Below are 26,997 nucleotides of genomic sequence, written 5' to 3'. Positions count from 1 at the left end.
CCCTCCATGCAAGTGAACCGCATCCGCGCCCTGCGCGGCCCCAATTTGTGGACCCACCACACGGCCATCCAGACCGTGGTGGAGTGCAGCGCTGAAGAGTGCAATATCGCCGCGCTGGCGGGGTTTGAAACTCGCCTGCGTGAGCGCTTCCCAGAGATCAGCCCTTTCCAGGCCACGGGGCACGACGATCAAGTGTCCATGGCGCGCGTCTTGGAGTTGGCCACCTTGGGCCTACAGGCACAGGCCGGCTGCCCGGTGACCTTCAGCTGCACCACCCCCACGGTGGAGCAACATGTGTTTCAGGTGGTAGTGGAGTACAGCGAAGAAGAGGTGGGCAAGCTGGCGCTGGAGCTGGCACAACAGCTGTGCCAGGCCGCGCGGAACGACACACCGTTTGACCTGCCCGCTGCCCTGGAGCAACTGCGCGAGCTCGACGAAGATGTGCGTCTGGGCCCCAGCACCGGCTCCATCGTGGACGCGGCCGTGGCGCGCGGCATTCCCTACAGCCGCATGACCGAAGGCAGCATGGTGCGCCTGGGTTGGGGCAGCAAGCAGCGCCGCATCCAGGCCGCCGAGATGGATGCCACCAGCGCCATTGCCGAAGCCATAGCCCAAGACAAAGAACTGACCAAGAAGCTGCTGGCCGCAGCCGGCGTGCCCGTACCGGGCGGCCGGGCGGTCACCGATGCCGACGATGCTTGGGCCGCAGCGCAAGAAATTGGCCTGCCCGTGGTGGTGAAGCCCAACGACGGCAACCAGGGCAAGGGAGTCACTGTCAACATCACCACCCGTGAACAATTGATCAAAGCCTACGCCACAGCGCGCGAGTTTCGCGATGACATCCTGGTCGAGCGTTTTATGCCCGGTAACGACTTTCGCTTGCTGGTCATCGGCGACAAACTCGTGGCCGCCGCCCGCCGTGATCCACCCAAAGTGGTGGGTGATGGTGTGCACACCATTGCGCAGTTGGTCGAGCAGGTGAACCAAGACCCGCGGCGTGGCTCAGGCCATGCCACCTCGCTGACCAAGATCCGATTTGACGACATTGCCCACGCCTGCCTGGCGACCCAGGGCCTGACCGCCGACTCGGTGCCCGACAAGGGCCAGCGCGTGAACCTGCGCAACAACGCCAACCTGTCCACCGGCGGCTCGGCCACCGACGTGACCGACGATGTGCACCCCGAAGTAGCAGCACGCGCCATTGCGGCGGCACACATGGTCGGCCTGGATATTTGCGGTGTGGACGTGGTGAGCGACAGCATCCTGCAGCCTCTGGAAGACCAAGGCGGCGGCGTGGTGGAAGTGAACGCGGCCCCCGGCCTGCGCATGCACCTCTCGCCGTCGTTCGGCAAAGGCCGTGCGGTGGGCGAGGCCATTATTTCCAGCATGTTCAAGAAGGGCCAGGACGGGCGCATCCCCATCGTGGCGGTGACCGGCACCAACGGCAAAACCACCACGGTGCGCCTGATCTCGCACCTGCTGGCACAAAGCGGTCTGCGCGTGGGCATGACCAATACCGATGGTGTCTATGTCAACGGCGAGACCATCGACACCGGCGACTGCAGCGGCCCCAAGAGCGCCCGCAGCGTGCTGCTGCACCCCGATGTAGATGCCGCAGTGCTGGAAACCGCACGGGGTGGTGTGCTGCGCGAAGGCCTGGCCTTTGACCGCTGCGATGTGGCCGTGGTGACCAACGTGGGCAGTGGCGACCACCTGGGGCTGAACTACATCACCACCGTGAACGAACTGGCGGTGCTCAAGCGCGTGATCGTGCAAAACGTAGCCAGCACCGGCACCGCCGTGCTCAATGCGGCCGACCCCATCGTGGCAGCCATGGCAGTCAAATGCAAAGGTTCTGTGACCTTCTTCGCTGCAGACAAAAACCATCCGGTCATGGCCACCCACCGTGCCCAAGGCCACGCCGTGGTGTTTGTGGAGGGCGGACATGTGATTGCCGCCAAGGGAGACATGCTGCAATCCATCCCGTTGGCCGATGTGCCCGTCACTTTGGGCGGCACCATTGGTTTCCAGGTCGAGAACGTGATGGCCAGTGTGGCAGCCGCCTGGGCACTGGGGCAGGACTGGGCCACCATCCGCAAAGGATTGGGCAATTTCTCCAATGACAGTGACAACGCGCAAGGCCGTTTCAACCTGTTCACCTACCGTGGCGCCACTGTGATTGCCGACTACGGCCACAACCCCGATGCCATGTTGGCGCTGGTGCAGGCCGTGGAAGCCATGCCAGCCACGCGGCGCTCGGTGGTCATCAGCGGTGCCGGCGACCGGCGCGATCAAGACATTCGCCAACAAACAGAGATCTTGGGCAATGCCTTTGACGAAGTGGTGATGTTTGAGGACCAGTGCCAGCGCGGACGCAAGGACGGCGAGGTAATTGCCCTGCTACGCGAAGGCTTGGCCAATGCAAGCCGCGCAACCAGCCGATCAGAAGTGTTTGGCGAATTTTTGGCCATTGACACGGCCATGGACAAACTGCAAGCCGGAGAGCTGTGCCTGGTACTGGTGGACCAGGTGGAGGAAGCCTTGGCGCACATCGCGGCCAAGGTGCAAAAAGGCTAGACGCCTTCGGCGGTCGGCTCGCGGCCCATCAGGGCCATGACCGCTTGGGCTGGCTGCAGCCGGCCGTCCAGCAAGTCCACTACGCCCTGGGTGATGGGCATGGGCACGCCCAAGTGCTGGGCACGTTGCAGCACAGTGCGCGCGCTGTAGACGCCTTCGGCTACATGGCCCAGGGCCTGTACCGCTTGGGCCAGGGTCTGCCCCCCGGCCAGCGCCAGACCTACCTTGCGGTTGCGTGACAGATCGCCGGTCGCGGTGAGCACCAGATCGCCGAGTCCGCTCAAGCCCATAAAGGTTTCGGGTTTGGCGCCCAAGGCCAGTCCCAGGCGGGTAATTTCAGCCAAACCCCGCGTTACCAGCGCAGCGCGTGCATTCAGCCCCAGCTCCAAGCCGTCGCACAAGCCCGTGGCAATAGCCAGCACGTTTTTCACCGCGCCACCCACTTCCACGCCGACCACATCGTCATTCGCGTAAACGCGCAAGGAATTGCCATGGAACGCCGCCACCAGGGCATCGCGCACAGACGCATGGACACTGGCAGCCACCAGCGCGGTGGGCTGGCCTGCCGCCACCTCTTGCGCAAAACTGGGGCCGCTCAGCACACCAGCCAACAAGTGAGGGGCCGCCTGCGCTTGCACCTCATGGCCCAGCAAGCCATGGGCGCCCTGCACCGCAGACTCAAAGCCCTTGCACAGCCACGCCACCGGTGCGGGAACATTCTGCAACTGGGTCAACATGCTGCGCAGTGCAGCCATGGGCGTGGCCACCACCACGAGATCTGACGGCTGCACCGACGCCAACACCAGAGCCATTGGCTCGGCGCTCAATTGCAAAGAAGAAGGCAAGGCCTGCGCTGGCAAGTAACGCGCGTTTTCACGCCGAGCGGCCATGTCGGCTACCAGGGCGACATCACGCGCCCACAGGGTGACCGTACGGCCGGGCTGCGGCGCACGCGCGGCACTCACAGCAAGCGCAGTGCCCCAAGCACCCGCCCCCAACACTATGATATTCATAGCTGCTTACGCAATATCTATGCGGGCCAGAGGCCGAAAAGGCCTCTAAACACGCTTACTGGGGCAGGCTGCCAGCGGGTTCCGCTTGCTGCTGCTCGTACATCGCCTGGAAGTTGATTTCCGACAAGTGCACGGGCGGGAAGCCGCCGCGCTGGATCAGGTCAGCCACGTTGCCACGCAGGTAGGGGTAGACGATTTGCGGGCAGGCAATGCCCATGATCTGGCCCAGTTGTTCCTGGGGCAGGTTGCGGATTTCAAAAATGCCGGCTTGCTTGGCTTCGACCAGAAACACGGTCTTGTCTTCGATCTTGGTGGTCACGGTGGCGGTCACGCAGACTTCAAACACGCCATCAGCCACGGGGGCTGCTTCCACGCCGAGCTGGATGTCCACCGAAGGCTGCTCTTGTTGCAGCAAGATGGCAGGGGAATTGGGTTGCTCCAGCGACGCTTCTTTCAGGTACACGCGTTGAATCTGGAATACGGGATCTTGGTCAGCCATGGCAATAGTCTCTCTAGATAAACAGAAGCCCGCCGGCACAACACCGACGGGCTACGAAAACAACATTCGTTGGGCGGAATTATGTCAGGCCGCTGCGCCTAGCAAGGGAAGCAAGCCCCCCCGGCTGTCCAATGCCATCAGGTCATCGCATCCGCCCACGTGGGTATCCCCAATGAAAATCTGCGGCACGGTGCGTCGGCCGGTAATTTCCATCATCTTGGTGCGTTCTTCGGGGTGGGCATCGACCCGGATTTCCTCAATGGCCTCGACGCCTTTGGACTTGAGAATACGCTTGGCCTGCACGCAATAGGGGCAAACGGCGGTGGTGTACATCTTGACGGCTTGCATGGTTCTTACCTCAGGTTCAGCAGGCCTACGTCAGGCCTTTTCAACCGGAAGGGTAGCGGCTTTCCAGGCTTTGAGCCCGCCCGCCAGCGATTGGGCCTGCTCGTAACCCAGTTTCTTGGCAGTGGCCACGGCACGCGCCGATCGGGCGCCGGTCTGGCACACCAGCACCACAGGCAGCGCCTTGTTCTTCACCAAACCAGACAGCTTGGCTTCCAGCTCGGCCAGGGGAATGTTCTTGGAGCCCACAATGTGGCCTTGGGCAAATTCTTCGGGCTGGCACACATCCACCACCACCGCTTTTTCGCGGTTAATCAGTTGCACGGCTGCATTTGGGGCGATACCCACGGCCGTGGCCCCCTGCAACACCGGCCACAGCAGCAGCACGCCAGATGCCAGGGCAATCGAAATCAGCATCCAGTTGTCGATAATAAATTTCACTTTGTTCCTTGTTGGTTACTTCACACTAACCCGGCATTTTAGAATGGCAAGCTGTACGCTGCCGAGCACCCTGCCCGGTCCCCCCACTGCTTTGTGACCCATACCATGTACAAACTCGTTCTCGTACGCCACGGCGAATCCACCTGGAACCTTGAAAACCGCTTCACCGGCTGGACCGATGTGGACCTGACCCCCCTGGGCGTGGAACAGGCCAAAACCGCCGGCAAGCTGCTCAAGGCAGACGGCTACGAGTTCGATGTGGCCTACACCAGCGTACTCAAGCGCGCGACCCGCACCCTGTGGCACACGCTGGACGAAATGGACCGCACTTGGTTGCCCGTGGTGCACAGCTGGCGCCTGAACGAGCGCCACTACGGCGCCCTGCAAGGCCTGAACAAGGCTGAAACCGCCAAGCAGTACGGCGACGACCAAGTGCTGGTGTGGCGCCGCAGCTACGACACCCCGCCCCCCGCCCTGGAAGTGACCGACCCACGCAGCGAGCGTTCGGACATCCGCTACGCCAAGCTGCAGGCCGACCAGATCCCGCTGACTGAGTGCCTGAAAGACACCGTGGCACGCGTGCTGCCCTTCTGGAACGAAGCCATGGCGCCTGCCATCCTGGCTGGCAAACGCATCGTGGTGGCCGCCCACGGCAACTCGATTCGCGCCCTGATCAAATACCTGGACAACATCTCCGATGACGACATCGTGGGCGTGAACATCCCCAACGGCATCCCGCTGGTGTACGAGCTGGATGCAAACCTCAAACCCCTCCGCCACTACTACCTGGGCGACGCCGAGGCCGCCGCCAAAGCGGCAGCGGCCGTGGCCTCCCAAGGCAAGGCCTGAGATTGCTAGACCTGCCCCACTGAAATAGTGGGGCAGCAGGGGAACCGGAACGAAAGAGTGACCTCCAAGGTGTATATTGGCGCGGCACAGGAATACATATGGGTCACAAACTGAAAATTACCGGCTGGATTGCATTAGGCGCACTGGCCGGGGCACTAACCACCGTGTCGCTGCAAACCGTAGCGCGCAACACGCTGACCCCCCTGCCTCTGGAAGAACTGCAGCAACTCGCCGCCGTGTTTGGCATGGTCAAGAGTGACTATGTGGAGCCGGTAGACGAGAAAAAGCTCATCACCGACGCCATTGCCGGCATGGTAGCCAGCCTGGACCCCCACTCCCAGTACTTCGACAAAAAATCCTTCAAGGAATTCCGTGAAGGCACCTCGGGCAAGTTTGTCGGCGTGGGTATCGAAATCACACAGGAAGACGGTTTGGTCAAGGTGGTCTCACCCATCGAAGGCTCCCCAGCTTTCCGTGCTGGCCTCAAAACTAACGACCTGATCACCAAAATTGACGACACGGCTGTTAAGGGCCTGTCGCTCAATGATGCTGTCAAACGCATGCGTGGCGAGCCCAACACCAAGGTGCTGCTGACCATCTACCGCAAAGATGAAAACCGCACCTTTCCGGTCACTATCACACGCGAAGAAATCAAACAGCAGTCGGTCCGTGGGAAATTCATTGAGCCTGGCTACGCTTGGATCCGTATCAGCCAATTCCAAGAACGCACAGTTGATGACTTTGCGAAAAAGATCTTGGAGCTTTCAAAAAGCCCAAGCTACGTAACGGATGGATCCGGTGCACGTATCAAAACAGCCGATGGCCACTTGCAAACTAGCGACACGCAAGCGCTCAAGGGTTTGGTCTTGGACCTGCGCAATGATCCCGGTGGCCTGCTGAATGCCGCAGTGGCTATTTCGGCGGCTTTTTTACCCGAGAACGTAACGGTGGTCTCCACCAACGGGCAAACGCCTGAAAGCAAACAGGTACTGAAAGCCACTGCACGTGACTACCTGGGCCGGGACGGCTCGGACGCGATCCGCGCCTTGCCCGCCAGCCTCAAGAAGATCCCGCTGATCGTGCTGGTCAACGAAGGCTCCGCATCGGCCAGCGAGATCGTGGCAGGTGCCCTGCAGGACCACAAACGCGCCACCATCATGGGCAGTCAGACCTTTGGCAAAGGCTCGGTGCAAACCTTCCGCCCCCTGGGCCCGGACACCGGCCTGAAGATCACGACGTCGCGCTATTACACCCCCAGTGGACGCTCCATCCAGGCCAAGGGCATCGTGCCCGACGTGATGGTGGACGACACCGAAGAAGGCAGCCCCTACGCGGCCTTGCGTATGCGCGAAGCCGATCTGGAGAAGCATCTGACCAGCGGCCAGGGCGAAGAAAAGAAAGATCCCGCCCGCGAAAAGGCCCGTGAAGAAGCCATGAAACGGCTCGAAGAAGAGTCGCGCAAACCGGCGTCTGAGCGCCGCCCGCCCGAGTTTGGATCGGACAAAGACTTCCAGCTGCAGCAAGCCATCAATCAATTGAAGGGCAAGCCCGTCATGGTGAGCAAGACTCTGACCGAGCGCAAGGAAGAGCCCAAGGACAACTGATCTGCCATGCAGGATGACGCGCTGCTGCGCTATTCGCGGCACATCCTTCTGGATGAGATTGGGATCGAGGGGCAAGAGCGACTGAACGCCGCGCACGCTCTGGTCATAGGGGCTGGCGGCTTGGGCTGTCCTGCGGCCATGTACCTTGCCTGCGCAGGGGTGGGCCACATCACGGTGGTGGACCCCGATACAGTGGACCTGACCAACCTTCAGCGGCAAATTGCCCACTCCACTTCTCGGGTGGGGCAAGCCAAAGTGGACTCCCTGGCCATAACCCTGCAAGACCTCAATCCATTGGTTCTTGTGAATGCCGTCCAGGCGGAAGCCAACGCGGACTCTTTGCCCGATTGGCTGCAGCACGCCGATGTAGTTCTGGACTGCTGCGACAACTTCAGCACACGCCATGCGGTCAACGCAGCGTGTGTGGCACATCGCAAACCCCTTGTCTCTGGCGCAGCGATTCGTTTCGACGGCCAGATCGCGGTGTTTGACCCAAGGGCAGAAGGTTCACCTTGTTATGCCTGCGCCTTCCCCCCAGGTGATGCCCCCCCCGAAACGCAATGCGCCACCATGGGCGTGTTCGCACCTCTCGTAGGCATCGTGGGGGCCATGCAGGCAGCCGAAGCACTGAAACTCATTCTGGACTTATCCCCCAGTCTTGCAGGCAGGCTGCTCATGCTGGACGGTCGTCACATGGAATGGTCCGAAGTGCGACTTCCCAGGCAAGCCCTCTGCCCAGTTTGCGCATCCCGATAAAGGACCGCAGATCAAGTGCCACGACCGGGTAATTTTTGCCTTCAGTCCTAAAGCTACCTGTTAGACTTTCAGCAGCTATTCTGACCTTTTTGATCAACTCCTGTGGCCACCAACGCACCCTTTGACCCCGTCGATCTGCAGCAGTTGCGGCTGGACGACGCGCGTGCTTTGCTCCACCATGGGTTGAACCTCAGCTTGCCGCCTGCCGAAGCGTCTGCCACTGCGCACTTGCAGGCCATGATCGATGGTCTGTGCGAACTGTCTCTCAAGGACCCCCTCACCGGCTTGGCCAACCGCCGACACTTTCGCTCGGTAGTCGACCGCGCAATAGATGTGGTTGCCCGCTCTGGTGAGCCTGCATTGATGCTGATGCTGGACATTGACCACTTCAAGAAGGTCAACGACACCTATGGCCACCAAGCCGGTGACCAAGTGTTGCAGGTGATTGCAAAGACCTTGTTGGGTTGTGTGCGCCCCATGGATACCGTGGCGCGCTTGGGCGGTGAAGAATTTGCGGTGATGTTGCCGAGTTGCCATACTGCCTATGGATCCATCGTGGCGGAGCGCATTCGCAAAGCCATTGAGAGCCTGCCCATCCAGATTGCCCCCGGCCAAAACATCCAGGTGACCATCAGTGTGGGTGGTGCGTTTGCGCCAGAATGGGTGCGGTCTACTGCGGCCCTCTGGAGCGAACGCGCTGACCAGCAGCTCTACCGGGCCAAAGCCGAGGGACGCAACCGCGTGCTTTTGGACCAACAACAGGAAGTATTTGTCAGTGCCGAAGAAAAGAATCTTTTGTTCGGTCACTTGTCGCTGGGCGACCCCGCCTGGATCGAAAGCACCCCCACCGACATGTCGGGCGGGAATAACAATGGCGCCATGCAGAGGGTGTTTTGATGTCTGACGTGCTAAATCCCCCAGAAAACGCTGAAGGCAGCACAGGTGTGCCGCTCAAGCCTTTGGGCAAAGTGGTGGCCGTCACCAGCGGCAAAGGCGGCGTGGGCAAAACCTTTGTCTCCGCCAACTTGGCAGCGGCTTTGGCCAAACGCGGCCACCGTGTACTCGTGCTGGATGCTGACCTGGGTTTGGCTAACCTGGACGTGGTGCTGAACCTGTACCCCAAGATCACCTTGCATGATGTGTTCACCGGCAAGGCCAAACTCGAGGAAGCCATCATCCGGGCACCGGGCGGCTTTTCGGTGCTGCTGGCGGGTTCGGGCATGGTCGAATACTCCCGACTGACACCCGAGGTGCGCGATGACTTCTTGCGCATCATGTCGGGCCTGGTACCGCACTATGACGTGGTGTTGCTCGATACCGGCGCCGGCATCTCTGACGTGGTGCTGTTCGCGGTGTCTCTGGCCTCCGAAGTCTTGGTGGTGGCTACGCCGGAGCCTACGTCACTGACCGATGCCTACGCCACCATCAAGGTGCTGGCCAGCCAACAAAAACGCAGCAGCATTCGTGTGGTGATCAATCAGACGGCCCGCTTGGGTGACGGCCGTGCGATCACGACCCAATTGCAACAAGTGCTCGACCGTTTTGTCACCACCGAAAGTGGAAAACCACTGAAGCTGGTACACATGGGTGACATTCCGGCGGACCCCTCCGTGCGGCAGGCCATCATGCGCCGCCAACTGCTGATGCAAACCATGCCGGGTTGCCCTGCTGCATTGGCGATTGCACAACTGGCCATCAAAATTGAAGAGACGGTTGTGCCTCGTGCGGCCTGAGGCTCGCAAACCGGCGGCCACTCAGGCCGTCAAAATCCAGCCCTCCAGCGAATCCAAGGTCGCAGGCAATCCGTAACACGGGTGCCCTGCATCTGACTGTTGTTGTGCCCACGCAGCCTGCACCAGGCACAGCACAGCATCGAGTGCGTCACCTGTGGCGTCTTGCTCCAAGGCTTCGCGTTGTGCGTGGCTGAGTTTGAGGCGAACACCCAAACGGGTGCTACCGATCTCCAACCCATGGATCACATCTTTGCGTGCGATCAACCGCTCCGGTGTCTGCTTGGCGGTGTTGTCGTTCTTATAGCTGCGCGAACCCACCATTTCACGCGCCAGCAAGGCAGGGTAGGCCTCCAAAGCGACCCGGCCAGGCGGTGCGTGCGCGGGCAAGGCTGGCTGCACCCCTGGCAAATACACCCCGGCATCCAGCAGGCGAGGCACACCTGCATGCAACATGAAAGCGACCGGTGGATTGACCCATTTCATGGAAGGGCTAGAGGCTGCCGGCCCATCGGTGGCGCGGTGGGCAAACTTGCCCCCTACAGGCCTTGCATCACAAAAGGCGGCAAACTGGGTGCGAATCTCTGCCCGCGACAAACTTGCGTAGTGACGCATGCAAGGCTCCCACTCCAGAGGCCAACCCAGCGTCTGCACCAACTCACGGGGCAAGCCAAAAGGAAGGTCGAAGCCGCCAGTCCAAACGGGGTATTGGATTAACCAGGCGCTGAACGCATCCAGCGAGCTAACACGCTCCAGTCCTTGGAGCAGTAATCGCCCGCGGTCTATGTAGCCCGTGGCCAGCACAATCTGCTTGCGCCGCGATGGGCTGCTGGAAAAATCACATCCAACCAGCAATCTCATAGGTTCACCCCAAGGCCAGGGCCATCACACCAAAAGCAATGCAGGCCGCTCCCAGCAAGCGCGCGACCCGGTCACCCTCACCCAGCAAATGCCCGCCCAACAGGGCGGCAAACAGCATGGATACTTCGCGCGCAGGTGCCACATGACTCATGGGTGCGACCTGCATGGCGTATAGCACCAACACATAGGAAATGGGGCTGATGATGCCCACAATAAGGGCGTACTTCCATTGCTGCGCCCACAGGGCCGCAGCCGCAGAGCGGTCGCGCAGCAGAGGTGGCAGCAAGAAAACAAGCCGGACAAAGTTGCCAAAATAATCCACCAGAATCGGGGACAGCAGCAACACCTTCACCGCATAGCCGTCTACCACCGTGTAGCTGGCAATGAACACCCCCGTGAGCAGGCCATAAACCATACCTTTGCGGATACGCACGCGCTGTGATGGATCGTGTGCCTGGCGAAACAGCCCTGGACCACCAGCCACCAGAAACACACCACCCACCACCGCCACAATGCCCAGTGCCCCCCAGCGGGAGATGTCCTCACCCAGGAAGAAAATGGCCACCATGGATGACAGCAAGGGCCCGGAACCACGTGCCAGCGGGTAGACCACGGTGAGATCGGCCTTGCGGTAGCCACGCAGCAGCACCACGTAATACACCACATGCAGTACGCCACTGAGCGCCACAAACGCCCACTCGGTCGTACCCCAGCCAGGAACTTGCTGCCAGCCCAACCACAGGCCCAGGGGTGCCCAAAACACCATCATCACCAGTGCCGTGAAACAGGCGAAACGTACGTCGCCGCCTGCTTTCTTGGCGGCAATGTTCCAGCTCGCGTGAATCAGGCCGGCAAATACGACCAAGGCTAAAGCGCTAAGTGGCACGGTACGCTAACCGAAAGCTGTTTCACCACCTGTCACCCCGGGGTGACAGGTGCCGCCACGGACAGCTTGCACACTACACGCAGTGAGAGACGGGGATGTCGAGATCAGGCTCTTCCGATGATGGACGCAGTGGCCATCAACTCTTCCAGCAACGCCAGCGACACCTTGCCAGACACCGAATACGGATCCAGCTCAGGCTTCTCAGCGTACTTGAGCAAGATATTGGTGTTGATCTTGGACATGTTGACTTGGCCCATAGTCCAACCACCAAAGCGACGCTCGGTAATTTCTTCGTAGTGCAACAACACCACATCTTTGTGGCGTGCATCCTTCTGGATATGGCCGTACAAATCGCTTACGGCCATGCGGCCACCCTCGATGGCCTGCAAAAAGATACCACCACCGTAACAAAGAATGCCGGTGATACCGCAGGTAGGGTTGTAATGGCGCGACTGGGACAAAATGGCCTCGATAGCCTCCGGGTTGGAGTCAATCGCACGGCTGGCATAGAGCAAACGAACCAACATGGCATTAGCCTTTCCGGGGAATCAATGAAAGAAATTCGCGACGCAGTGCGGAATCCTTGAGGAACACGCCACGCATGACCGAGTTGATCATCTTGCTGTCCATGTCTTTGACACCACGCCAGGCCATGCAATAGTGGCTGGCCTCCATCACGATGGCCAAGCCGTCAGGCTGGGTTTTTTCCTGGATCAGGTCGGCCAGCTGCACCACGGCCTCCTCCTGGATCTGGGGACGCCCCATGATCCACTCGGCCAGGCGTGCGTATTTGGACAGGCCAATCACATTGGTGTGTTCATTGGGCATCACACCAATCCAGATCTTGCCGATCACTGGGCAGAAGTGGTGGCTGCAGGCGCTGCGCACAGTGATAGGCCCCACAATCATGAGCTCGTTCAGGTGGCCCACGTTGGGGAATTCGGTGATGCTGGGCGCTGGCACATAGCGACCGCGAAACACCTCATTGACATACATCTTGGCCACACGGCGGGCAGTGTTGTCGGTGTTGTGGTCGTGCTCGGTGTCAATCACCAGGCTGTTGAGTACGCCCTTCATCTTGTCTTCCACCTCGTCCAGCAGCAGTTCCAGCTCGCCGGGTTCGATGAAAGGGGAGATGTTGTCGTTGGCGTAGAAGCGCTTGCGGGCAGCCTGCAAGCGTTCGCGAATTTTGACGGAAACCGGAGTTCCTTCGTCGGCGTCGGTGGGTTTCATGGCGCTCTATGGAATCAAGGATTCAAGCATGTTACCAGTCTTTGGCTTGTAGGGTTTTTCGCCAAAAACCCTTATGAGCATTGCGCAAACAGCTACTATTTTTATAGCAAACCTCAATATCGGCGCCCCGCCAGCAACAAAGTCAATCGCATTACCCCATAGGCAAACCAGTCCAATGCCCGCTGCCCCCAGGGCCGCCGCCAAAAGTCCTGCGCATCCAGCGGGCGGCTGTGCTGGGCCATGGCCGCCTCCAGGCGCTGCTGCAGCTCCGTGGCAAAGGCGGCATCCTGCACCACCACATTGGCCTCGCGCGCCAACAGCAGACTGAGCGGATCCAGATTGGACGAGCCCACCGTGGCCCACTGCTGGTCTACCACCGCCACTTTGGCATGCAAAAAGCCACTGGTGTATTCGTGGATCTCGACCCCCGCAGCCAGCAGCAAGCCAAACACCGGGCGCGCGGCGTGGTACTGCATGAAATACTCGTAGCGCCCCTGCAGCAGGAGGCGCACCCGCACGCCCCGCCGCGCGGCATGGACCAGCGCACGCAGCAGCTTGCCGCCTGGCAAGAAATACGCATTGGCAATCAAGACCTCCCGCTGCGCTGAGCCCAGAGCCTTGCGGTAGGCGCGCTCAATGCGTTTGCGGTTGCGTACGTTGTCACGCAGCACCAGCGCGGCCAAGGCCCCACCTTGAGAATCGGGCGTCTTGCTCACGTGCTGGGGGTGTGCCATGGTTTGCCACACGGCGCGTGCCGCAGACCATTGGCCCTGCCCCAACTGGCGGGTGGCCAACAAACGGTCCCATAACTGGGCCATGGCGGTGTTCGCCTCGGCCACCAAAGGGCCTTGCACCCGTACGGCAAAGTCAAAGCGCGCCACCTGCTGCGGCCCATGCTGAGGGTCGTTGTAGTCATCCAGGATGTTGATGCCGCCACAAAACGCCACGGCGCCATCCACCACCACCAGCTTGCGGTGCAAACGGCGCCAATGGCTGGGCACCAGCAGCCCCAGCCGCCCCAGCGGAGCAAAGCGCAACCAGTGCACCCCCGCCGCGTTCCAGCGCTGCTGCCATTGCGTAGGCACCTGTGGCGTGCCAATGCCGTCCATCAGCAGCGCCACGCGCACCCCACGCAGGGCCGCGCGCTCCAGCGCTTGCGCAACGCGCTCACCCTCAGCGTCAAAGGCGTAGATGTAGGTCTCCAGGCGCACCTCGGTCTGGCTGGCATCGATAGCCGCCACCAGCGCCGGGAAATAGTCTTGCCCGCCCTGCAGCAGCTGTAGTTGGTGGCCAGGCAAATAGGGCGCGTCAGTCACGGGGCATCGGGCCAGGCAAATTCGGCAATCAAGGGCAGGTGGTCCGACATGCGGCGCCATATGGGCCCGTTCGGCACCGACAGCCCCACCGGCCGCAGGCCGCGCGCAAACACGTGGTCCAGCTGTGCCAGCGGCAGGCGCGAGGGGAAGGTCGGCACTCGCGCCTGTGCATGGGCGTGCAAACCGACGGACCCCAGTGTGCGATGCACCAGTTGGCTCCAGTCATTGAAATCGCCCGCCACCACCAGTGGTGCGTCATCGGGCACCCGGCGGGCAATGTAGTGGCGCAGCTGTGCCAGTTGCCGCACCCGGCTGGCCCGGATCAGGCCCAGGTGCACCACAATCACGTGCAGCGACCGGCCCTGCACCTGCATTTCGGCATGCAGCAGGCCGCGTTGTTCAAAGCGGTGGTCGGACATATCCTCATGCTGGTGGTCCAGCACCGGCCAGCGCGACAACAGCGCGTTGCCATGCTCACCGTGGCGCGTCACTGCGTTGGTCCGGTACACCGCCTCGTACCCCTCGGGGGCCAGAAAATCTGCCTGTGGCATCTGCGGCCAGCGGGTGAAGTATTCGGCTTCTTGCCGGTTCACCTTGCGCACCTCCTGCAGACAAACCACGTCGGCATCGAACTGCTCCACCGCGTGGCCCAGGTTGTGGATTTCCAGGCGTTTGTTGAAAATCAGGCCCTGCACGCCCTTGTGGATGTTGTAGGTGGCAATGCGCAAGTGATTCATGGTCGGCAATTCGCTTCCAAAATGATAGCTGCTTGCGCAATATCTACGGGCGCCACAGCCTAATTTCTCTCAAATATTCCCGCATTTTCCAATCGCTCAATCGCCTGCGCATTAGACCCCGAGAAACACAAGGTCGCCGCTTCACGCACGGGCAGCCACTGGTACGCCGTGTGTTCGCGCGGACTCAGGGTGACCGGCGTGCCAAGCGGCACCTGCAGGCCAAACACCCGCTCGGTGTTATGCGTCACGCCCGGTGCGTAGCGGTGCGCCCAATGCGGGTAGATTGCATAGACATTTTCCAAATGCCAGTCCTGCAACTGCGCTGCCAGCGCCGCACCCTGCCGGCAGTCTATGCCGGTCTCTTCCCAGACCTCGCGTGCGGCGGTGACCGCCCAGGCCTCATCGGTGCCGTCCTTGGATCCGGTGACCGACTGCCAGAAATCTTCTTGCGTATCCGCACGGCGCAATAGCAACACGTCGCGCGCGGGCGTGTAGATCACCACCAGCACCGATTGCGGAATTTTGTAGGGCTTGGGCATGAAAAAAGGGCGCTCTCAGAGCGCCCTTTCATTGTGCACCAGCCTCACGGCTGCGCTGGCCGGATCAGACCGGTTTGGCTGCGTCCAGGTTGCGCAGGCGAATGTGCAATTCGCGCAGCTGCTTCTCATCCACCGGGCTGGGCGCTTGCGTGAGCAAGCACTGGGCGCGCTGGGTCTTGGGGAAGGCAATCACGTCGCGGATGGACTCGGCACCCGTCATCAACGTAACGATGCGGTCCAGACCGAATGCCAAGCCACCGTGCGGGGGCGCACCGTACTGCAACGCGTCCAGCAGGAAACCGAACTTGAGCTGGGCCTCTTCGGGCGTGATCTTGAGCGCGTCGAACACCTTTTGCTGTACATCGGCGCGGTGGATACGGACGGAGCCGCCACCCATTTCCCAGCCGTTCAAAACCATGTCGTAGCCTTGCGAGATGCACTTCTCGGGCGCCGACACCATCCAGTCTTCGTGGCCAGCCTTGGGCGCGGTGAAGGGGTGGTGCACGGCGGTGTAACGCTGGCTTTCCTCGTCGTATTCGAACATCGGGAAGTCCACCACCCACAGCGGCTTCCAGCCACCGGTGAACAGGCCGTTCTTCTTGCCGAATTCGCTGTGCCCGATCTTGATGCGCAGGGCACCAATCGCGTCGTTGACGATTTTTTCCTTGTCGGCACCGAAGAAAATCAGGTCGCCGTCTTGCGCGCCCGTACGCTCCAGCACCGCAGCCAGCGCCGCGTCGTGGATGTTCTTGACGATGGGGCTTTGCAGACCGTCACGGCCCTTGGCCAGTTCATTGACACGGATGTAGGCCAGGCCCTTGGCGCCGTAGATCTTGACGAACTCGGTGTAGGCGTCAATCTCACCACGGCTGATACCGCCGACTTCCTTCGAACCACCAGGGACACGCAAGGCCACCACGCGGCCGCCCTTCATGGTGGCGGCGCCGGAGAAGACCTTGAAGTCCACGTCCTTCATCACGTCGGTCAGTTCGGCGAACTGCAGGTTCACGCGCAAGTCGGGCTTGTCGGAACCGTACAGGCGCGCGGCGTCCTGGTAGGTCATGACCGGGAACTCGCCCAGGTCCACACCGATGGTGTTCTTGAACACTGTGGTGATCATGCCCTGGAACATCGCGCGAATGTCTTCTTCGGTCAGGAAGGAGGTTTCGATATCGATCTGGGTAAATTCGGGCTGGCGATCAGCGCGCAAGTCTTCGTCGCGGAAGCACTTGGTGATTTGGTAGTAGCGATCAAAGCCGGCCACCATCAGCAACTGCTTGAACAGTTGGGGCGACTGGGGCAGCGCGAAGAACTGGCCATCGTGCACGCGGCTGGGCACCAGGTAGTCACGCGCACCTTCGGGCGTGCTCTTGGTGAGCATGGGGGTTTCGATGTCGACAAAGCCATTGGCATCCAAAAACTTGCGCACTTCCATGGACACGCGGTAGCGCAGCATCAGGTTGTTTTGCATGTAGGGGCGACGCAGGTCCAGCACGCGGTGGGTCAGACGCGTGGTTTCAGACAAGTTTTCGTCGTCGATCTGGAACGGGGGCGTGACGGACGCGTTGAGTACCGTCAGCTCGTGGCACAGCACCTCGATCTTGCCGCTCTTGAGGTTGTCATTGGTGGTACCGGCAGGACGTGCGCGCACCAGGCCCTTGATCTGCACGCAGTATTCGTTGCGAATGTCTTCGGCGACCTTGAACATCTCAGCGCGGTCGGGATCACAGACCACCTGCACATAGCCTTCACGGTCACGCACATCGACAAAAATCACGCCACCGTGGTCACGGCGACGGTTTACCCAACCACACAGGGTTACGGTTTCGCCCAACAGGGCTTCGGTCACAAGACCGCAATAGTGGGAGCGCATGGCCATAGCTTGCTTTCATGTCGCCGCCTTGTGGGCGGCGGGTTGGTAATAGGTTATTGGGAGGAAAACGCTTGGGGCGCTGAGGCCACCGGTGCGACCGATCCCATGGAAATCACGTAGGTCAGTGCCTCGTCCACACTCATGTCCAGCTCGATCACATCCGCCTTGGGCAGCATCAAAAAGAAACCGCTGGTCGGGTTGGGTGTGGTGGGCACATAGACGCTGACGAACTCCCCTTGCAGATGGGACTTCACTTCGCCACTGGGCACGCCGGTCTGGAAGGCAATCGTCCAACTTCCCGCACGCGGGTACTGGATCAACAAGGCCGTACGAAACGCATTGCCATTGCTGGAAAACAGCGTGTCAGACACCTTCTTGACGCTGTTGTAGATGGACTTGACGATGGGAATATTGGTGAACAGGCGGTCCCACTGCTTAACCCACCAGCGCCCTGCCACGTTGGACACCAGCGCACCGGTCACCAACATGGCAGCGAACACCAACAACACGCCCAGACCCGGGATGTTGTGGAGGCGCTCAATGCCGGGGCCCATGGACTCAGGGGTCACCGCCGCCACGCCCGCCAGGAAACCGCCAAACACAGCGTCCAGCAGGCCCACCAGCCACAGCAAGACCCAGATGGTGATGGCCAAGGGCAGCCAGACCATCAGGCCGGTGAGCAGGTATTTTTTAATGGGCACGGTGATTCCAGTTCTGTGGAAGGTTCAGGAAGTCGACTTAGGAGTGCTGGCCGCAGGGGCGGCGCGGGGACTTGCTACAGCCGACGCGGCTGCGGGCGCAGCATCGGTATTGGCCGCAGAGGCTGCAGCACTGTCGCCTGCGGCAGGAGCCACAGCAGTCGATGGCGCGCTACCACCCTTGAAATCGGTCACGTACCAGCCGGAACCTTTGAGCTGAAAGCCCGCCGCAGTGAGCTGCTTTTTGAACGTGGGCTTGGCACAAGTGGGGCAATCTTGCAGCGGGGCATCGGAGATTTTCTGCAATACGTCCTTGGCAAACCCGCAGGACTCGCATTTATAGGCGTAGATGGGCATGGAAGTAAGGCTCTGACATCAAGTTGCAAAGCCTTCAATTATAAGTGGCGGTCAGAAAACCCCAACCCGAACCACAATCTGCATGACCACCATGCCCAGCGCGAAACCGATGACTGCAGCCACCAGGGTTTGCAGCAGGCGGTTGGTGCGCTTTTGTTCGACCAGCAGTTCCTGCATCAGCGCGCTGTTATCGGCGCCACGCTGCTGCAAAAACTGGTGCAACAAGCCCGGCAACTCTGGCAAAAGCTTGGCATAACGCGGGGCTTGGGCCTTTAACTCCCGGATCAGTTTTTGAGGACCGACCTGCTCCAGCATCCATTGCTCCAGAAACGGCTTGGCCGTGGCCCACAGGTCCAGATCGGGGTCCAGCTCGCGACCCAGCCCCTCGATATTGAGCAACGTCTTTTGCAGCAGCACCAGCTGCGGCTGGATTTCCACCTGAAAGCGGCGCGACGTCTGGAACAGGCGCATCAGCACCATGCCCAGCGAAATTTCCTTGAGTGGACGGTCAAAGTAGGGCTCGCAGACCGCGCGCACCGCAGCCTCCAGCTCGTCCACCCGGGTGCTGGCAGGCACCCAGCCCGACTCGATGTGCAGCTCGGCCACCCGCTTGTAATCACGCCGGAAGAACGCCACGAAGTTCTGCGCCAGGTACTCCTTGTCCACCTCGGTCAAGGTGCCCACGATGCCAAAGTCCAGCGAGATATAGCGGCCAAAGGTCTCGGGGGCCAGGCTGACCTGGATATTGCCCGGGTGCATGTCGGCGTGGAAAAAACCATCCCGAAACACCTGGGTGAAAAACAATGTCACCCCATCGCGCGCCAGCTTCGGAATGTCCACGCCCGCGGCGCGCAAGCGGTCCACCTGGCTGATGGGCACGCCGTGCATGCGCTCCATCACCAAGACTTCGGTACTGCACAGGTCCCACCACATCTCGGGGATAAGGACCAAGTTCAGACCCTCCATATTGCGGCGCAGCTGGGCCGCGCTGGCGGCTTCGCGCACCAGGTCCAGCTCGTCGTGCAGGTACTTGTCGAACTCCGCCACCACCTCGCGCGGTTTCAGGCGCTTGCCGTCGGCCGACAGGCCTTCCACCCAGCCGGCCATCATGCGCATCAGACTCAGGTCTTTGTCGATCACGCCAAGCATGCCGGGGCGCAGCACCTTGACGGCCACCTCGCGCGGCTGGCCCTTGCGGTCGCGCAACACGGCAAAGTGCACCTGCGCGATGGATGCGCTGGCCACTGGGGTGTGCTCGAACGAGTCAAACAGTTCGGCCAGGGGTTTGCCCAGGGCGCGTTCGATGGTGGCAACCGCCACCTCGGAGGGAAACGGCGGCACTCGGTCCTGCAGCTTGGCCAGTTCATTGGCAATGTCCAGCGGCAGCAGGTCACGCCGGGTAGACAGCACCTGGCCAAATTTCACAAAAATCGGGCCCAGTCGCTCCAGCGCTTCACGCAGCCGTTGGCCACGCGGTGCGTCCAGCTTGCGCCCTACCGAAACAATACGCGCCAGCAAGCGCAACCAAGGCTTCTGGAAGCTGGTAAGCACCAGCTCGTCCAGCCCATAACGCAGGACGACCCAGACAATGAAGACCCCACGGCCCAACCGTGTCATGCGGCAGCGCCTGAAGCTTTGGGGGCCGCACGCTGCCCCACAAACTGCTGCAGAGCTTGGGCCAAGGTGCGGCCAGTCTGCATCAACAGGTGGGCAGGTGCGTCGCCCAAAACACGCGAGAGATCCTCTTCCACGTCCCAGCGCACATGGTCGGCCAGCCAGTTGATTTCGGCGGCCAGTTGCACATCGCCTTCGATACGCACCTTGGGCTTGTCTCCCTGCATCAGGGCTTGGGCAATTGCGAGAGGGGATTCATCCAAGATGGCCAAGGTCAGATCGGGCGTCGCCTCTGCAGCGGCGAGATCCAACAGGCCTGCGGGCGTAGCCTGCACCTTGAACGTGAACTGCTGCCATTGGCTCACAACGACTTTGCCCTTCTGGCGAGCCAGGCGCTCCATGGCTTGCGGTTCCTGCTGCAGCACATGGTTGAGCAAGAGCACCACACGGCGGTGGCTTTCCTCAACAAGCCACGTTGGGGGAGCGGGGGGAGTAGGAAGCGCCTTGAACAGGCCTTCCAGCATAGAAAAGGGGGACTGTGTTGCCATAAGGGATTATGGCTCACCCCCATGGCGGCGCGCACTGCGTGTCGCTTCGCCCTCCCCCTTGCAGGGGGCAACACCTGCAGCCCGGCAAAGCCGGTCCTGCGGTGTTCCTGAGAGGGACACGCGCGCCGAAAGCGTGCCAATCGAGACTGGGGTTTACTGCAGCGCCTGCACGCCCGCGACCAACCAACCGCTCGCGCCGGTCTTGGATTTGGTCATATTCCAGACTTCACGGAACGGGCTGGGACCGGCTGAGGCTTCTTCGCGGATCATGCCGGAGAACTCCACGCTGGCCATGTATTCGTCCGGCAGTTCTTCGATACCCAGCAGGCGCGCGTCGATCATCACCACGTCAGTATGGTTGGGGCCGCTGCCAGTGTGGGTTTCGCGCTCGGCCAGTTGAGCCTGGATTTCCTTGAGCATGCTGTCGGTCATCATGGCGCGCAAGGCTGGAATGTCAGAGCGGTCCCAAGCCGCTTGCAATGTCACGAAATTGGTCTTGGCGGCCTTGAGGAAACCTTCGCTGTCAAAACCGGCGGGCACACCCCACGTCTGCGAGCCCATCAGGGCGGAACCAATCATCGAGCCGCCTTGGGGCTGCTGCGGGGCTTCAAACGCCATGCTGCTGCGCTCCCAGGGGCGGGCCGATGCGTCATTGCCTACGTTCTCTGCCCGGTAGGGCTTGGCCACGGTAGCCGGTACTTGGCCTGCGCCTTGGAACGCGAAGGGCGAGGACTGCGCCGCTGCGGGCTTGCGGTTGCGCATGAACCAGCCGATGGCCATCATGACCCCCAAGGCCAGCAACGCGAACATCAGAATGTTGCCAAAGGCTTCACCCATGCCCAGCGAGTTGGCCAACCAGGCCAAACCCAGACCGGCGGCCAGACCACCCAGCATGGCGCCCCAAGGTCGCTTGGGCGCCGCAGCTGCCGCTGCGCCCGGTGCGGGCTTAGCCGCCGTGTTGTTCATGTTTTGGGCCGGAGCAGCAGGGGCCGCTGGCGTGGCGTCGCGCTGCGTCACATTGCTGGACTGCTTGCCAAACGACTTACCGCCACCCAAACGCTTGGCAGCTTCTGCATTGATGCCCGACAGGGACAAAACCAACGCCAAACCCAAAGCCCACAATTTCATGATTGCTCCAAAATAGTTATCTCAGCACTTTATTCCAACATGCAAAGCAGCAATGCCACCAGTCAGATTGTGATAGTCCACATGGCCAAAGCCCACTTTGTGCATCATGGTCTTTAACTCTTTTTGTCCGGGATGCATGCGAATCGACTCGGCCAGGTAACGGTAACTCGCGTCATCTCCGGCGATCAGCTTGCCCAAACGGGGCAACACCTTGAAAGAGTACCAGTCGTAGACCTTTTCCAGCGGAGGCGCCACCTTGGAGAATTCCAGCACCAGCAGCTTGCCACCGGGTTGGAGAACGCGTTGCATTTCTGCCAATGCCACGTCCTTGTGCGTCATATTGCGCAGGCCAAAGGCCACACTCACCACATTGAAATGGTTGTCCGGGAAAGGCAGCTTCTCGGCATCACACACCATGGTGGGCAGGATGACACCTGCATCCAACAGCCGGTTTCGACCGGTGGAGAGCATGGCCTCGTTGATGTCGGTGTGCACCACCTGCCCACTCTTGCCCACTTTTTTGGAGAAGGCCAGCGCCAAGTCGCCAGTACCACCCGCAATGTCCAGCGCCCGGTCCCCCTCTTTGAGGTTGGCCACCAGCACGGTGTAGGCCTTCCAGGCCCGGTGCAGGCCGGCCGACATCAGGTCGTTCATCAGGTCGTACTTGGGGGCCACCGAATCGAACACGCCGCGCACATGGCGGGCTTTTTCGGACTCATCGACGGATTTAAAACCAAAGTGGGTGGTAGACATACTTATGTACTTAATATGGCTCTAGCGCTTATGGAATATGCGCGAACAGCTCCTGAAAATATAGCAAATCAGTGGCTTGCGCAACCGTGTGCGCTTTTGACCACCATAGGCGCATCACGCCCGGTATTCGCCGCCTTGAGCCGGGCTTCGTACTCTTGCCAGAGGCGGGCCTCCTGGGAGCCCAGAAAGTACAGGTAGTCCCAAGAGTAAATACCAGTATCGTGCCCATCCGAGAAACGCGGCTGCACAGCATAGTTACCGACTGGATCCAGCGCCACCAGCTCTATGTCGCGCTTGCCGGTTTGCAGGGTCTCTTGGCCGGGACCATGGCCCTGTACCTCGGCCGAGGGCGAGTAGACGCGCATCAGCTCGAAGGGGATGCGGAAACGCGCACCATCCGAAAATGCCACCTCCAGCACCCGGCTCTGGCCGTGTACCGTGATGTCAGTCGGGGTCGGAGCGCCTGCGATCAAACCTGCCATGTCGCAGCCCCTTACACCAGCACGCGCTCAATGCCGCCGGCATTGGCAATCTGCACGTACTCGGGCAACCATTCCTTGCCCAAAATCTGGTTGGCCATCTCGACCACGATATAGTCGGCCTCCAGCAGGCCGTTGTTCAGGTCATTGCCGTAGCGGCTCAGGCCTTGCAGACAGCTCGGGCAGCTGGTCAGAATCTTCACATTGCCTTGCGTCGCAGGCGCCTGCCCAACGGGTGCGGTCAACGCCCGCAGAGCGGTTTCGCCCTTGCGCAACTCTTCTTCCTTGCGGAAGCGGATTTGCGTGGAAATGTCAGGCCGCGTCACGCCCAGCGTGCCAGACTCGCCGCAGCAGCGGTCATTCTTCAACACCGCGTCGCCCACCAACGCCTTCACCGTTTTCATCGGATCCTGGAGCTTCATGGGGCTGTGGCAGGGATCGTGGTACAGATAACCCGCACCCGCGCCGCCCTCGGGCACCAGCGTGATGCCTTTTTCGAGCAGGTACTCGTGGATGTCGATGATGCGGCAGCCCGGGAAGATCTTGTCAAACTCGTAACCCTGCAGCTGGTCGTAGCAGGTGCCGCAGCTCACCACCACGGTCTTGATGTCCAGGTAGTTCAGCGTATTGGCCACGCGGTGGAACAGGACCCGGTTGTCGGTGATCATCTTCTCGGCCTTGTCGGCCTGACCACTGCCGCGCTGCGGGTAACCACAGCACAGGTAACCGGGCGGCAGCACGGTTTGCACACCGGCATGCCACAGCATGGCCTGCGTGGCCAAGCCCACCTGGCTGAACAGGCGCTCCGAGCCGCAGCCGGGGAAATAAAACACCGCCTCGGTTTCTGCCGTGGTGGTCTGCGGGTTGCGGATGATGGGCACGTAATCCGCATCTTCAATGTCCAGCAGCGCGCGAGCCGTCTTCTTGGGCAGGCCACCGGGCATCTTCTTGTTGATGAAGTGGATCACCTGCTCCTTGATGGGCGCAGTGCCCACGGTGGCAGGTGGCTTGGCAGTCTGCTTCTTGGCTGCCAAACGCAACACCTGGTTGGCCAGCCGCTGCGCCTTGAAGCCCACGCCCACCATGGCCGAGCGCATCAGCTTGATGGTCTCAGGGTTGGTGGCATTCAGGAAAAACATCGCCGCCGCATTGCCGGGGCGGAAGCTCTTCTGGCCCATCTTGCGCAACAGGTTGCGCATGTTCATGGTCACATCGCCAAAGTCGATCTTCACCGGACAGGGCGATTCGCACTTGTGGCACACCGTGCAGTGGTCGGCCACGTCTTCAAACTCCTCCCAGTGCTTGACGCTGATGCCGCGGCGGGTCTGCTCTTCGTAGAGGAAGGCCTCCACCAACAGCGAGGTCGCCAAAATCTTGTTGCGCGGGCTATAGAGAAGGTTAGCGCGCGGTACGTGGGTGGCGCACACCGGCTTGCACTTGCCGCAGCGCAGGCAGTCCTTCACGCTATCGGCAATAGCTCCAATATCGCTCTGCTGCATGATCAGGGACTCGTGCCCCATCAGACCGAACGACGGTGTGTAGGCGTTGGTCAGGTCGGCGTAAATAGTCGAGCCATCTTCAGTCAAATGCGGCGCAAACCCGCTTCCAGGTTGCGCGGGCAGCTCCTGATTCCTTAGCAACTTGCCTTTGTTGAAACGCCCTTCGGGGTCCACCTTGGCCTTGTAGGCAATGAAGGGGGCCAGTTCGGCTTCGCTCAAGAACTCCAGCTTGGTGATACCAATGCCGTGTTCACCGGAGATCACGCCGTCAAGGCTGCGGGCCAACGCCATGATGCGTTTGACTGCACCGTGGGCGGACTGCAGCATGTCGTAGTCATCGCTGTTGACCGGGATGTTGGTGTGCACATTGCCGTCACCGGCGTGCATGTGCAGCGCCACCCACACACGGCCTTTGAGCACGCGTTTGTGGATGGCCGTGCATTCCATCAGGATGGCTTCGAAAGCCGCACCGGTGAAAATGGACTGCAGCGGCGTACGCAGCTGGGTCTTCCAGCTAGCGCGCAGGCTGTGGTCCTGCAGTTGGGGAAACAACGTTTCCACCCCGTCCAGCCAACCTTGCCACTGGCTGCGCACGTCGGCCACCAGCTCCAGCGCCTGGGCCACACGGTCTTCCAACAGCTCCGCGCTGGGAATGTCGTTGGCGTCGTCGGTCTTGCCCAAGGGCAGGTCGCTACGCTCGAAGAACTCTGTCAGTGCGTCACACAGGGCCAGCTTGTTCTGCAGGCTCAGCTCAATGTTGATGCGCTCGATGCCATCGGTGTACTCGGCCATGCGCGGCAGCGGGATCACCACGTCTTCATTGATCTTGAAGGCGTTGGTGTGTTTGCTAATGGCGGCGGTACGCTTGCGGTCCAGCCAGAATTTCTTGCGCGCCTCGGCGCTCACGGCCACAAAGCCCTCGCCGCTGCGACTGTTGGCCAGGCGAATCACCTCGCTGGTCACCCGCGCCACGTCGTCGGCATCGTTGCCGGCAATGTCGCCGATCAACACCATCTTGGGAAAACCGCCGCGTTTGCTCTTGGTCGCATAGCCCACGGCCTTGAGGTAACGGTCGTCCAGGTGCTCCAGGCCGGCCAGCAAGACGCCACTGCGCTTTTGCTCGGCGAACATGAAGTCCTTGATGTCCACAATGCTGGGCACCGCGTCCTTGGCATTGCCAAAGAACTCCAGACACACGGTGCGCGTGTGGCCCGGCATCTTGTGCACCACCCAGCGCGCGCTGGTGATCAGGCCGTCGGTGCCCTCTTTCTGGATGCCCGGCAAGCCGCTCAGGAACTTGTCGGTCACGTCCTTGCCCAGGCCTTCCTTGCGGAAGGTGGCACCCGGAATATCCAGGCGCTCGGTGCGGATCGGCGTCTTGCCGTCGGCCTTGAAGTACTGCAGCTCAAAACTGGCCACATCCACGTCATGGATCTTGCCCATGTTGTGGTTGATGCGGGTCACCTCCAGCCACTCGGCCTGCGGTGTCACCATGCGCCAACTGGCCAGGTTGTCCAGCGCCGTACCCCACAGCACAGCCTTCTTGCCACCGGCATTCATGGCGATGTTGCCGCCAATGCAGGAGGCCTCGGCAGACGTGGGGTCCACGGCAAACACATAGCCGCCGCGTTCGGCTGCGTCAGCCACGCGCTGCGTGACCACGCCCGCTTCGCTCCAGACGGTGGCCACATCGCGGTCCAGACCGGGCAGGCGCTTCATCTCCACCTCGGTCATGGCTTCGAGTTTTTCGGTGTTGATGACCGCGCTCTTCCAGGTCAGTGGAATGGCTCCGCCCGTATAGCCAGTACCGCCCCCGCGCGGAATAATGGTCAGGCCCAAGTCGATACAGCCCTTCACCAGGCCAGCCATCTCTTCTTCGGAATCGGGACACAGCACCACAAAGGGGTACTCCACGCGCCAGTCCGTCGCGTCGGTCACGTGGCTCACCCGGCTCAGGCCGTCAAACTTGACGTTGTCCTTGGCGGTGAGCTTGTAGAGCAGCTTTTGTGTTTTCTTGCGCAGGGCGCCCACTTCCACAAACGCGGCGTCAAAAGTCTTGACGGCCGCCCGGGCCGCCACCAGCAACTGGCCGACCATCGCGTCACGCTCGGGGTCGGTCTGCGGGGTACGGCGCTTTTCCACCTCGGCCAGGCGGTGGTTCAGCGCATCGACCAGTTGGCCACGGCGCTTGGGGTTGTCCAGCAGGTCGTCCTGCAAATAGGGGTTGCGTTGCACCACCCAGACGTCGCCCAGCACCTCGTAGAGCATGCGGGCGGAGCGCCCCGTTTGACGCTCGCCCCGCAATTGGTTCAACAACTCCCAACTGTGCGAGCCCAGCAGGCGAATCACGATTTCACGGTCAGAGAAGGACGTGTAGTTGTAGGGAATTTCGCGAATGCGTTCTTGCACGTGCGCGCCAGGGTTGGCGGCGCTAAGAAGGTGATTGAGCGAGGTGGGAGCGTTCATCAGGGTCGGTGGTTGCTGCCAAGAGGCACAGAAAGCCCTTTTTTGGTAGGCCTTAGATGGTAACGCACCCACTATTCACGGGCTTTTCTAGTGGAAACCCCTGACCAAATGGTCAGAAGAGCTGTCGTTTAATACATTTGACACAAATTTGTCACGGTGCTTGCCTAGCATCGCGCCATTCTTATCTCTGGAGCAC

The 26,997-nt window shown here is 60.9% G+C and carries 26 protein-coding genes and 1 pseudogene; 7 read left to right on the top strand and 20 right to left on the bottom strand.

Features of this window, described 5'->3' with window-relative positions; translation table 11 throughout:
• The first annotated feature begins 6 nt into the window (after positions 1–6).
• Positions 7–2,577 carry a cyanophycin synthetase gene (gene cphA, locus U5O12_RS03810; RefSeq protein WP_322577342.1) on the top strand — a complete coding sequence of 857 codons (2,571 nt, stop codon included), beginning with the start codon at positions 7–9 and terminating at the stop codon, positions 2,575–2,577.
• On the opposite strand, the gene U5O12_RS03805 is transcribed toward cphA, so the two are convergent.
• From U5O12_RS03805 to U5O12_RS03790, 4 genes are all read right to left on the bottom strand, one after another.
• Complete coding sequence (locus U5O12_RS03805) at positions 2,574–3,590, bottom strand: NAD(P)H-dependent glycerol-3-phosphate dehydrogenase (RefSeq protein ID WP_322577341.1); 1,017 nt, start codon at positions 3,588–3,590, stop codon at positions 2,574–2,576. The genes cphA and U5O12_RS03805 overlap by 4 nt on opposite strands.
• 55 nt (positions 3,591–3,645) lie before the next feature.
• On the bottom strand, positions 3,646–4,089 hold the full coding sequence (gene secB, locus U5O12_RS03800; RefSeq protein ID WP_322577340.1) for a protein-export chaperone SecB: 444 nt from the start codon (positions 4,087–4,089) through the stop codon (positions 3,646–3,648).
• A gap of 84 nt (positions 4,090–4,173) precedes the next feature.
• Entirely contained in the window at positions 4,174–4,437 is a 264-nt protein-coding gene (gene grxC / locus U5O12_RS03795; RefSeq protein ID WP_322577339.1) for a glutaredoxin 3, read from the bottom strand.
• 30 nt (positions 4,438–4,467) lie between these two features.
• Positions 4,468–4,875 carry a rhodanese-like domain-containing protein gene (locus tag U5O12_RS03790; protein WP_322577338.1) on the bottom strand — a complete coding sequence of 136 codons (408 nt, stop codon included), beginning with the start codon at positions 4,873–4,875 and terminating at the stop codon, positions 4,468–4,470.
• A gap of 105 nt (positions 4,876–4,980) precedes the next feature.
• On the opposite strand from U5O12_RS03790, the gene gpmA reads away from it, so the two are divergent.
• From gpmA to U5O12_RS03765, 6 genes and pseudogenes are all read left to right on the top strand, one after another.
• On the top strand, positions 4,981–5,724 hold the full coding sequence (gene gpmA / locus U5O12_RS03785; protein WP_322577337.1) for a 2,3-diphosphoglycerate-dependent phosphoglycerate mutase: 744 nt from the start codon (positions 4,981–4,983) through the stop codon (positions 5,722–5,724).
• Between the two features lie 98 nt (positions 5,725–5,822).
• Positions 5,823–6,480: pseudogene (locus U5O12_RS21125) on the top strand (S41 family peptidase); the annotation flags it as partial.
• On the top strand, positions 6,480–7,328 hold the full coding sequence (locus U5O12_RS21120; protein ID WP_416221437.1) for a S41 family peptidase: 849 nt from the start codon (positions 6,480–6,482) through the stop codon (positions 7,326–7,328). The pseudogene U5O12_RS21125 and the gene U5O12_RS21120, both read left to right, overlap by 1 nt.
• A gap of 6 nt (positions 7,329–7,334) precedes the next feature.
• Positions 7,335–8,084 (top strand): molybdopterin-synthase adenylyltransferase MoeB, encoded by a 750-nt coding sequence (locus tag U5O12_RS03775; RefSeq protein ID WP_322577335.1) that lies wholly within the window; start codon positions 7,335–7,337, stop codon positions 8,082–8,084.
• Positions 8,085–8,186: 102 nt separating this feature from the next.
• Positions 8,187–8,981 (top strand): GGDEF domain-containing protein, encoded by a 795-nt coding sequence (locus U5O12_RS03770; RefSeq protein WP_322577334.1) that lies wholly within the window; start codon positions 8,187–8,189, stop codon positions 8,979–8,981.
• Entirely contained in the window at positions 8,981–9,817 is an 837-nt protein-coding gene (locus tag U5O12_RS03765) for a MinD/ParA family protein (protein ID WP_322577333.1), read from the top strand. The genes U5O12_RS03770 and U5O12_RS03765 overlap by 1 nt, the downstream gene beginning before the upstream one ends.
• A gap of 21 nt (positions 9,818–9,838) precedes the next feature.
• Here the strand turns inward: U5O12_RS03765 and U5O12_RS03760 are convergent, their stop codons facing one another.
• From U5O12_RS03760 to U5O12_RS03685, 16 genes are all read right to left on the bottom strand, one after another.
• Positions 9,839–10,675, bottom strand: coding sequence for a DUF429 domain-containing protein (locus U5O12_RS03760; protein WP_322577332.1), 837 nt, complete (start codon positions 10,673–10,675; stop codon positions 9,839–9,841).
• Between the two features lie 4 nt (positions 10,676–10,679).
• The gene (locus U5O12_RS03755) at positions 10,680–11,561 is read right to left on the bottom strand and encodes an EamA family transporter (RefSeq protein ID WP_322577331.1); all 882 of its coding nucleotides are present in this window, start codon (positions 11,559–11,561) and stop codon (positions 10,680–10,682) included.
• A gap of 104 nt (positions 11,562–11,665) precedes the next feature.
• Positions 11,666–12,088 (bottom strand): BLUF domain-containing protein, encoded by a 423-nt coding sequence (locus tag U5O12_RS03750; protein ID WP_322577330.1) that lies wholly within the window; start codon positions 12,086–12,088, stop codon positions 11,666–11,668.
• 4 nt (positions 12,089–12,092) lie between these two features.
• A complete protein-coding gene (gene folE, locus U5O12_RS03745) occupies positions 12,093–12,794 on the bottom strand; it encodes a GTP cyclohydrolase I (RefSeq protein ID WP_322577329.1) in 702 nt (233 codons plus the stop codon).
• A gap of 113 nt (positions 12,795–12,907) precedes the next feature.
• The gene (gene clsB / locus U5O12_RS03740) at positions 12,908–14,110 is read right to left on the bottom strand and encodes a cardiolipin synthase ClsB (RefSeq protein WP_322577328.1); all 1,203 of its coding nucleotides are present in this window, start codon (positions 14,108–14,110) and stop codon (positions 12,908–12,910) included.
• On the bottom strand, positions 14,107–14,847 hold the full coding sequence (locus tag U5O12_RS03735; RefSeq protein WP_322577327.1) for an endonuclease/exonuclease/phosphatase family protein: 741 nt from the start codon (positions 14,845–14,847) through the stop codon (positions 14,107–14,109). The genes clsB and U5O12_RS03735 overlap by 4 nt, the downstream gene beginning before the upstream one ends.
• 59 nt (positions 14,848–14,906) lie before the next feature.
• On the bottom strand, positions 14,907–15,386 hold the full coding sequence (gene nudB / locus U5O12_RS03730; protein WP_322577326.1) for a dihydroneopterin triphosphate diphosphatase: 480 nt from the start codon (positions 15,384–15,386) through the stop codon (positions 14,907–14,909).
• Between the two features lie 64 nt (positions 15,387–15,450).
• Positions 15,451–17,265: an aspartate--tRNA ligase gene (gene aspS / locus U5O12_RS03725; protein ID WP_322577325.1), complete on the bottom strand. Its 1,815-nt coding sequence runs from the start codon at positions 17,263–17,265 to the stop codon at positions 15,451–15,453.
• A gap of 47 nt (positions 17,266–17,312) precedes the next feature.
• Positions 17,313–17,954 carry a DUF502 domain-containing protein gene (locus tag U5O12_RS03720; RefSeq protein ID WP_322577365.1) on the bottom strand — a complete coding sequence of 214 codons (642 nt, stop codon included), beginning with the start codon at positions 17,952–17,954 and terminating at the stop codon, positions 17,313–17,315.
• Positions 17,955–17,984: 30 nt separating this feature from the next.
• Positions 17,985–18,314, bottom strand: coding sequence for an FmdB family zinc ribbon protein (locus U5O12_RS03715; RefSeq protein WP_322577324.1), 330 nt, complete (start codon positions 18,312–18,314; stop codon positions 17,985–17,987).
• Between the two features lie 51 nt (positions 18,315–18,365).
• Positions 18,366–19,931 carry a ubiquinone biosynthesis regulatory protein kinase UbiB gene (ubiB, locus tag U5O12_RS03710; RefSeq protein WP_322577323.1) on the bottom strand — a complete coding sequence of 522 codons (1,566 nt, stop codon included), beginning with the start codon at positions 19,929–19,931 and terminating at the stop codon, positions 18,366–18,368.
• Positions 19,928–20,476, bottom strand: coding sequence for a ubiquinone biosynthesis accessory factor UbiJ (locus tag U5O12_RS03705; RefSeq protein WP_322577322.1), 549 nt, complete (start codon positions 20,474–20,476; stop codon positions 19,928–19,930). Before U5O12_RS03705 ends, ubiB begins: the two co-directional genes overlap by 4 nt.
• A gap of 153 nt (positions 20,477–20,629) precedes the next feature.
• Positions 20,630–21,607, bottom strand: coding sequence for a Tim44-like domain-containing protein (locus U5O12_RS03700; RefSeq protein WP_322577364.1), 978 nt, complete (start codon positions 21,605–21,607; stop codon positions 20,630–20,632).
• 18 nt (positions 21,608–21,625) lie between these two features.
• On the bottom strand, positions 21,626–22,357 hold the full coding sequence (gene ubiE / locus U5O12_RS03695) for a bifunctional demethylmenaquinone methyltransferase/2-methoxy-6-polyprenyl-1,4-benzoquinol methylase UbiE (protein ID WP_322577321.1): 732 nt from the start codon (positions 22,355–22,357) through the stop codon (positions 21,626–21,628).
• A 68-nt stretch (positions 22,358–22,425) separates the two neighbouring features.
• Entirely contained in the window at positions 22,426–22,839 is a 414-nt protein-coding gene (locus U5O12_RS03690; protein WP_322577320.1) for a DUF971 domain-containing protein, read from the bottom strand.
• 11 nt (positions 22,840–22,850) lie between these two features.
• A complete protein-coding gene (locus U5O12_RS03685; protein ID WP_322577319.1) occupies positions 22,851–26,801 on the bottom strand; it encodes an FAD/FMN-binding oxidoreductase in 3,951 nt (1,316 codons plus the stop codon).
• Positions 26,802–26,997 lie beyond the last annotated feature (196 nt).

The sequence above is a fragment of the Rhodoferax sp. genome (assembly GCF_034519335.1).
In the GTDB taxonomy this organism is placed as follows: domain Bacteria; phylum Pseudomonadota; class Gammaproteobacteria; order Burkholderiales; family Burkholderiaceae_C; genus Allorhodoferax.
The sequence above is the reverse complement of the archived record's forward strand: the minus strand, read 5'-3'. Positions and strand labels throughout refer to the sequence as shown.

Excerpts from the sequence above, each read along its gene's own strand:
- folE (WP_322577329.1), bottom strand. The coding sequence starts at position 12,794 with ATGAAACCCACCGACGCCGACGAAGGAACTCCGGTTTCCGTCAAAATT.
- U5O12_RS03775 (WP_322577335.1), top strand. The coding sequence starts at position 7,335 with ATGCAGGATGACGCGCTGCTGCGCTATTCGCGGCACATCCTTCTGGAT.
- U5O12_RS03735 (WP_322577327.1), bottom strand. The coding sequence starts at position 14,847 with ATGAATCACTTGCGCATTGCCACCTACAACATCCACAAGGGCGTGCAG.
- ubiE (WP_322577321.1), bottom strand. The coding sequence starts at position 22,357 with ATGTCTACCACCCACTTTGGTTTTAAATCCGTCGATGAGTCCGAAAAA.
- U5O12_RS03705 (WP_322577322.1), bottom strand. The coding sequence starts at position 20,476 with ATGGCAACACAGTCCCCCTTTTCTATGCTGGAAGGCCTGTTCAAGGCG.
- U5O12_RS03715 (WP_322577324.1), bottom strand. The coding sequence starts at position 18,314 with ATGCCCATCTACGCCTATAAATGCGAGTCCTGCGGGTTTGCCAAGGAC.
- gpmA (WP_322577337.1), top strand. The coding sequence starts at position 4,981 with ATGTACAAACTCGTTCTCGTACGCCACGGCGAATCCACCTGGAACCTT.
- ubiB (WP_322577323.1), bottom strand. The coding sequence starts at position 19,931 with ATGACACGGTTGGGCCGTGGGGTCTTCATTGTCTGGGTCGTCCTGCGT.
- grxC (WP_322577339.1), bottom strand. The coding sequence starts at position 4,437 with ATGCAAGCCGTCAAGATGTACACCACCGCCGTTTGCCCCTATTGCGTG.
- U5O12_RS03690 (WP_322577320.1), bottom strand. The coding sequence starts at position 22,839 with ATGGCAGGTTTGATCGCAGGCGCTCCGACCCCGACTGACATCACGGTA.
- secB (WP_322577340.1), bottom strand. The coding sequence starts at position 4,089 with ATGGCTGACCAAGATCCCGTATTCCAGATTCAACGCGTGTACCTGAAA.
- U5O12_RS03765 (WP_322577333.1), top strand. The coding sequence starts at position 8,981 with ATGTCTGACGTGCTAAATCCCCCAGAAAACGCTGAAGGCAGCACAGGT.
- cphA (WP_322577342.1), top strand. The coding sequence starts at position 7 with ATGCAAGTGAACCGCATCCGCGCCCTGCGCGGCCCCAATTTGTGGACC.
- U5O12_RS03760 (WP_322577332.1), bottom strand. The coding sequence starts at position 10,675 with ATGAGATTGCTGGTTGGATGTGATTTTTCCAGCAGCCCATCGCGGCGC.
- U5O12_RS03685 (WP_322577319.1), bottom strand. The coding sequence starts at position 26,801 with ATGAACGCTCCCACCTCGCTCAATCACCTTCTTAGCGCCGCCAACCCT.
- nudB (WP_322577326.1), bottom strand. The coding sequence starts at position 15,386 with ATGCCCAAGCCCTACAAAATTCCGCAATCGGTGCTGGTGGTGATCTAC.
- U5O12_RS03750 (WP_322577330.1), bottom strand. The coding sequence starts at position 12,088 with ATGTTGGTTCGTTTGCTCTATGCCAGCCGTGCGATTGACTCCAACCCG.
- aspS (WP_322577325.1), bottom strand. The coding sequence starts at position 17,265 with ATGGCCATGCGCTCCCACTATTGCGGTCTTGTGACCGAAGCCCTGTTG.
- U5O12_RS03805 (WP_322577341.1), bottom strand. The coding sequence starts at position 3,590 with ATGAATATCATAGTGTTGGGGGCGGGTGCTTGGGGCACTGCGCTTGCT.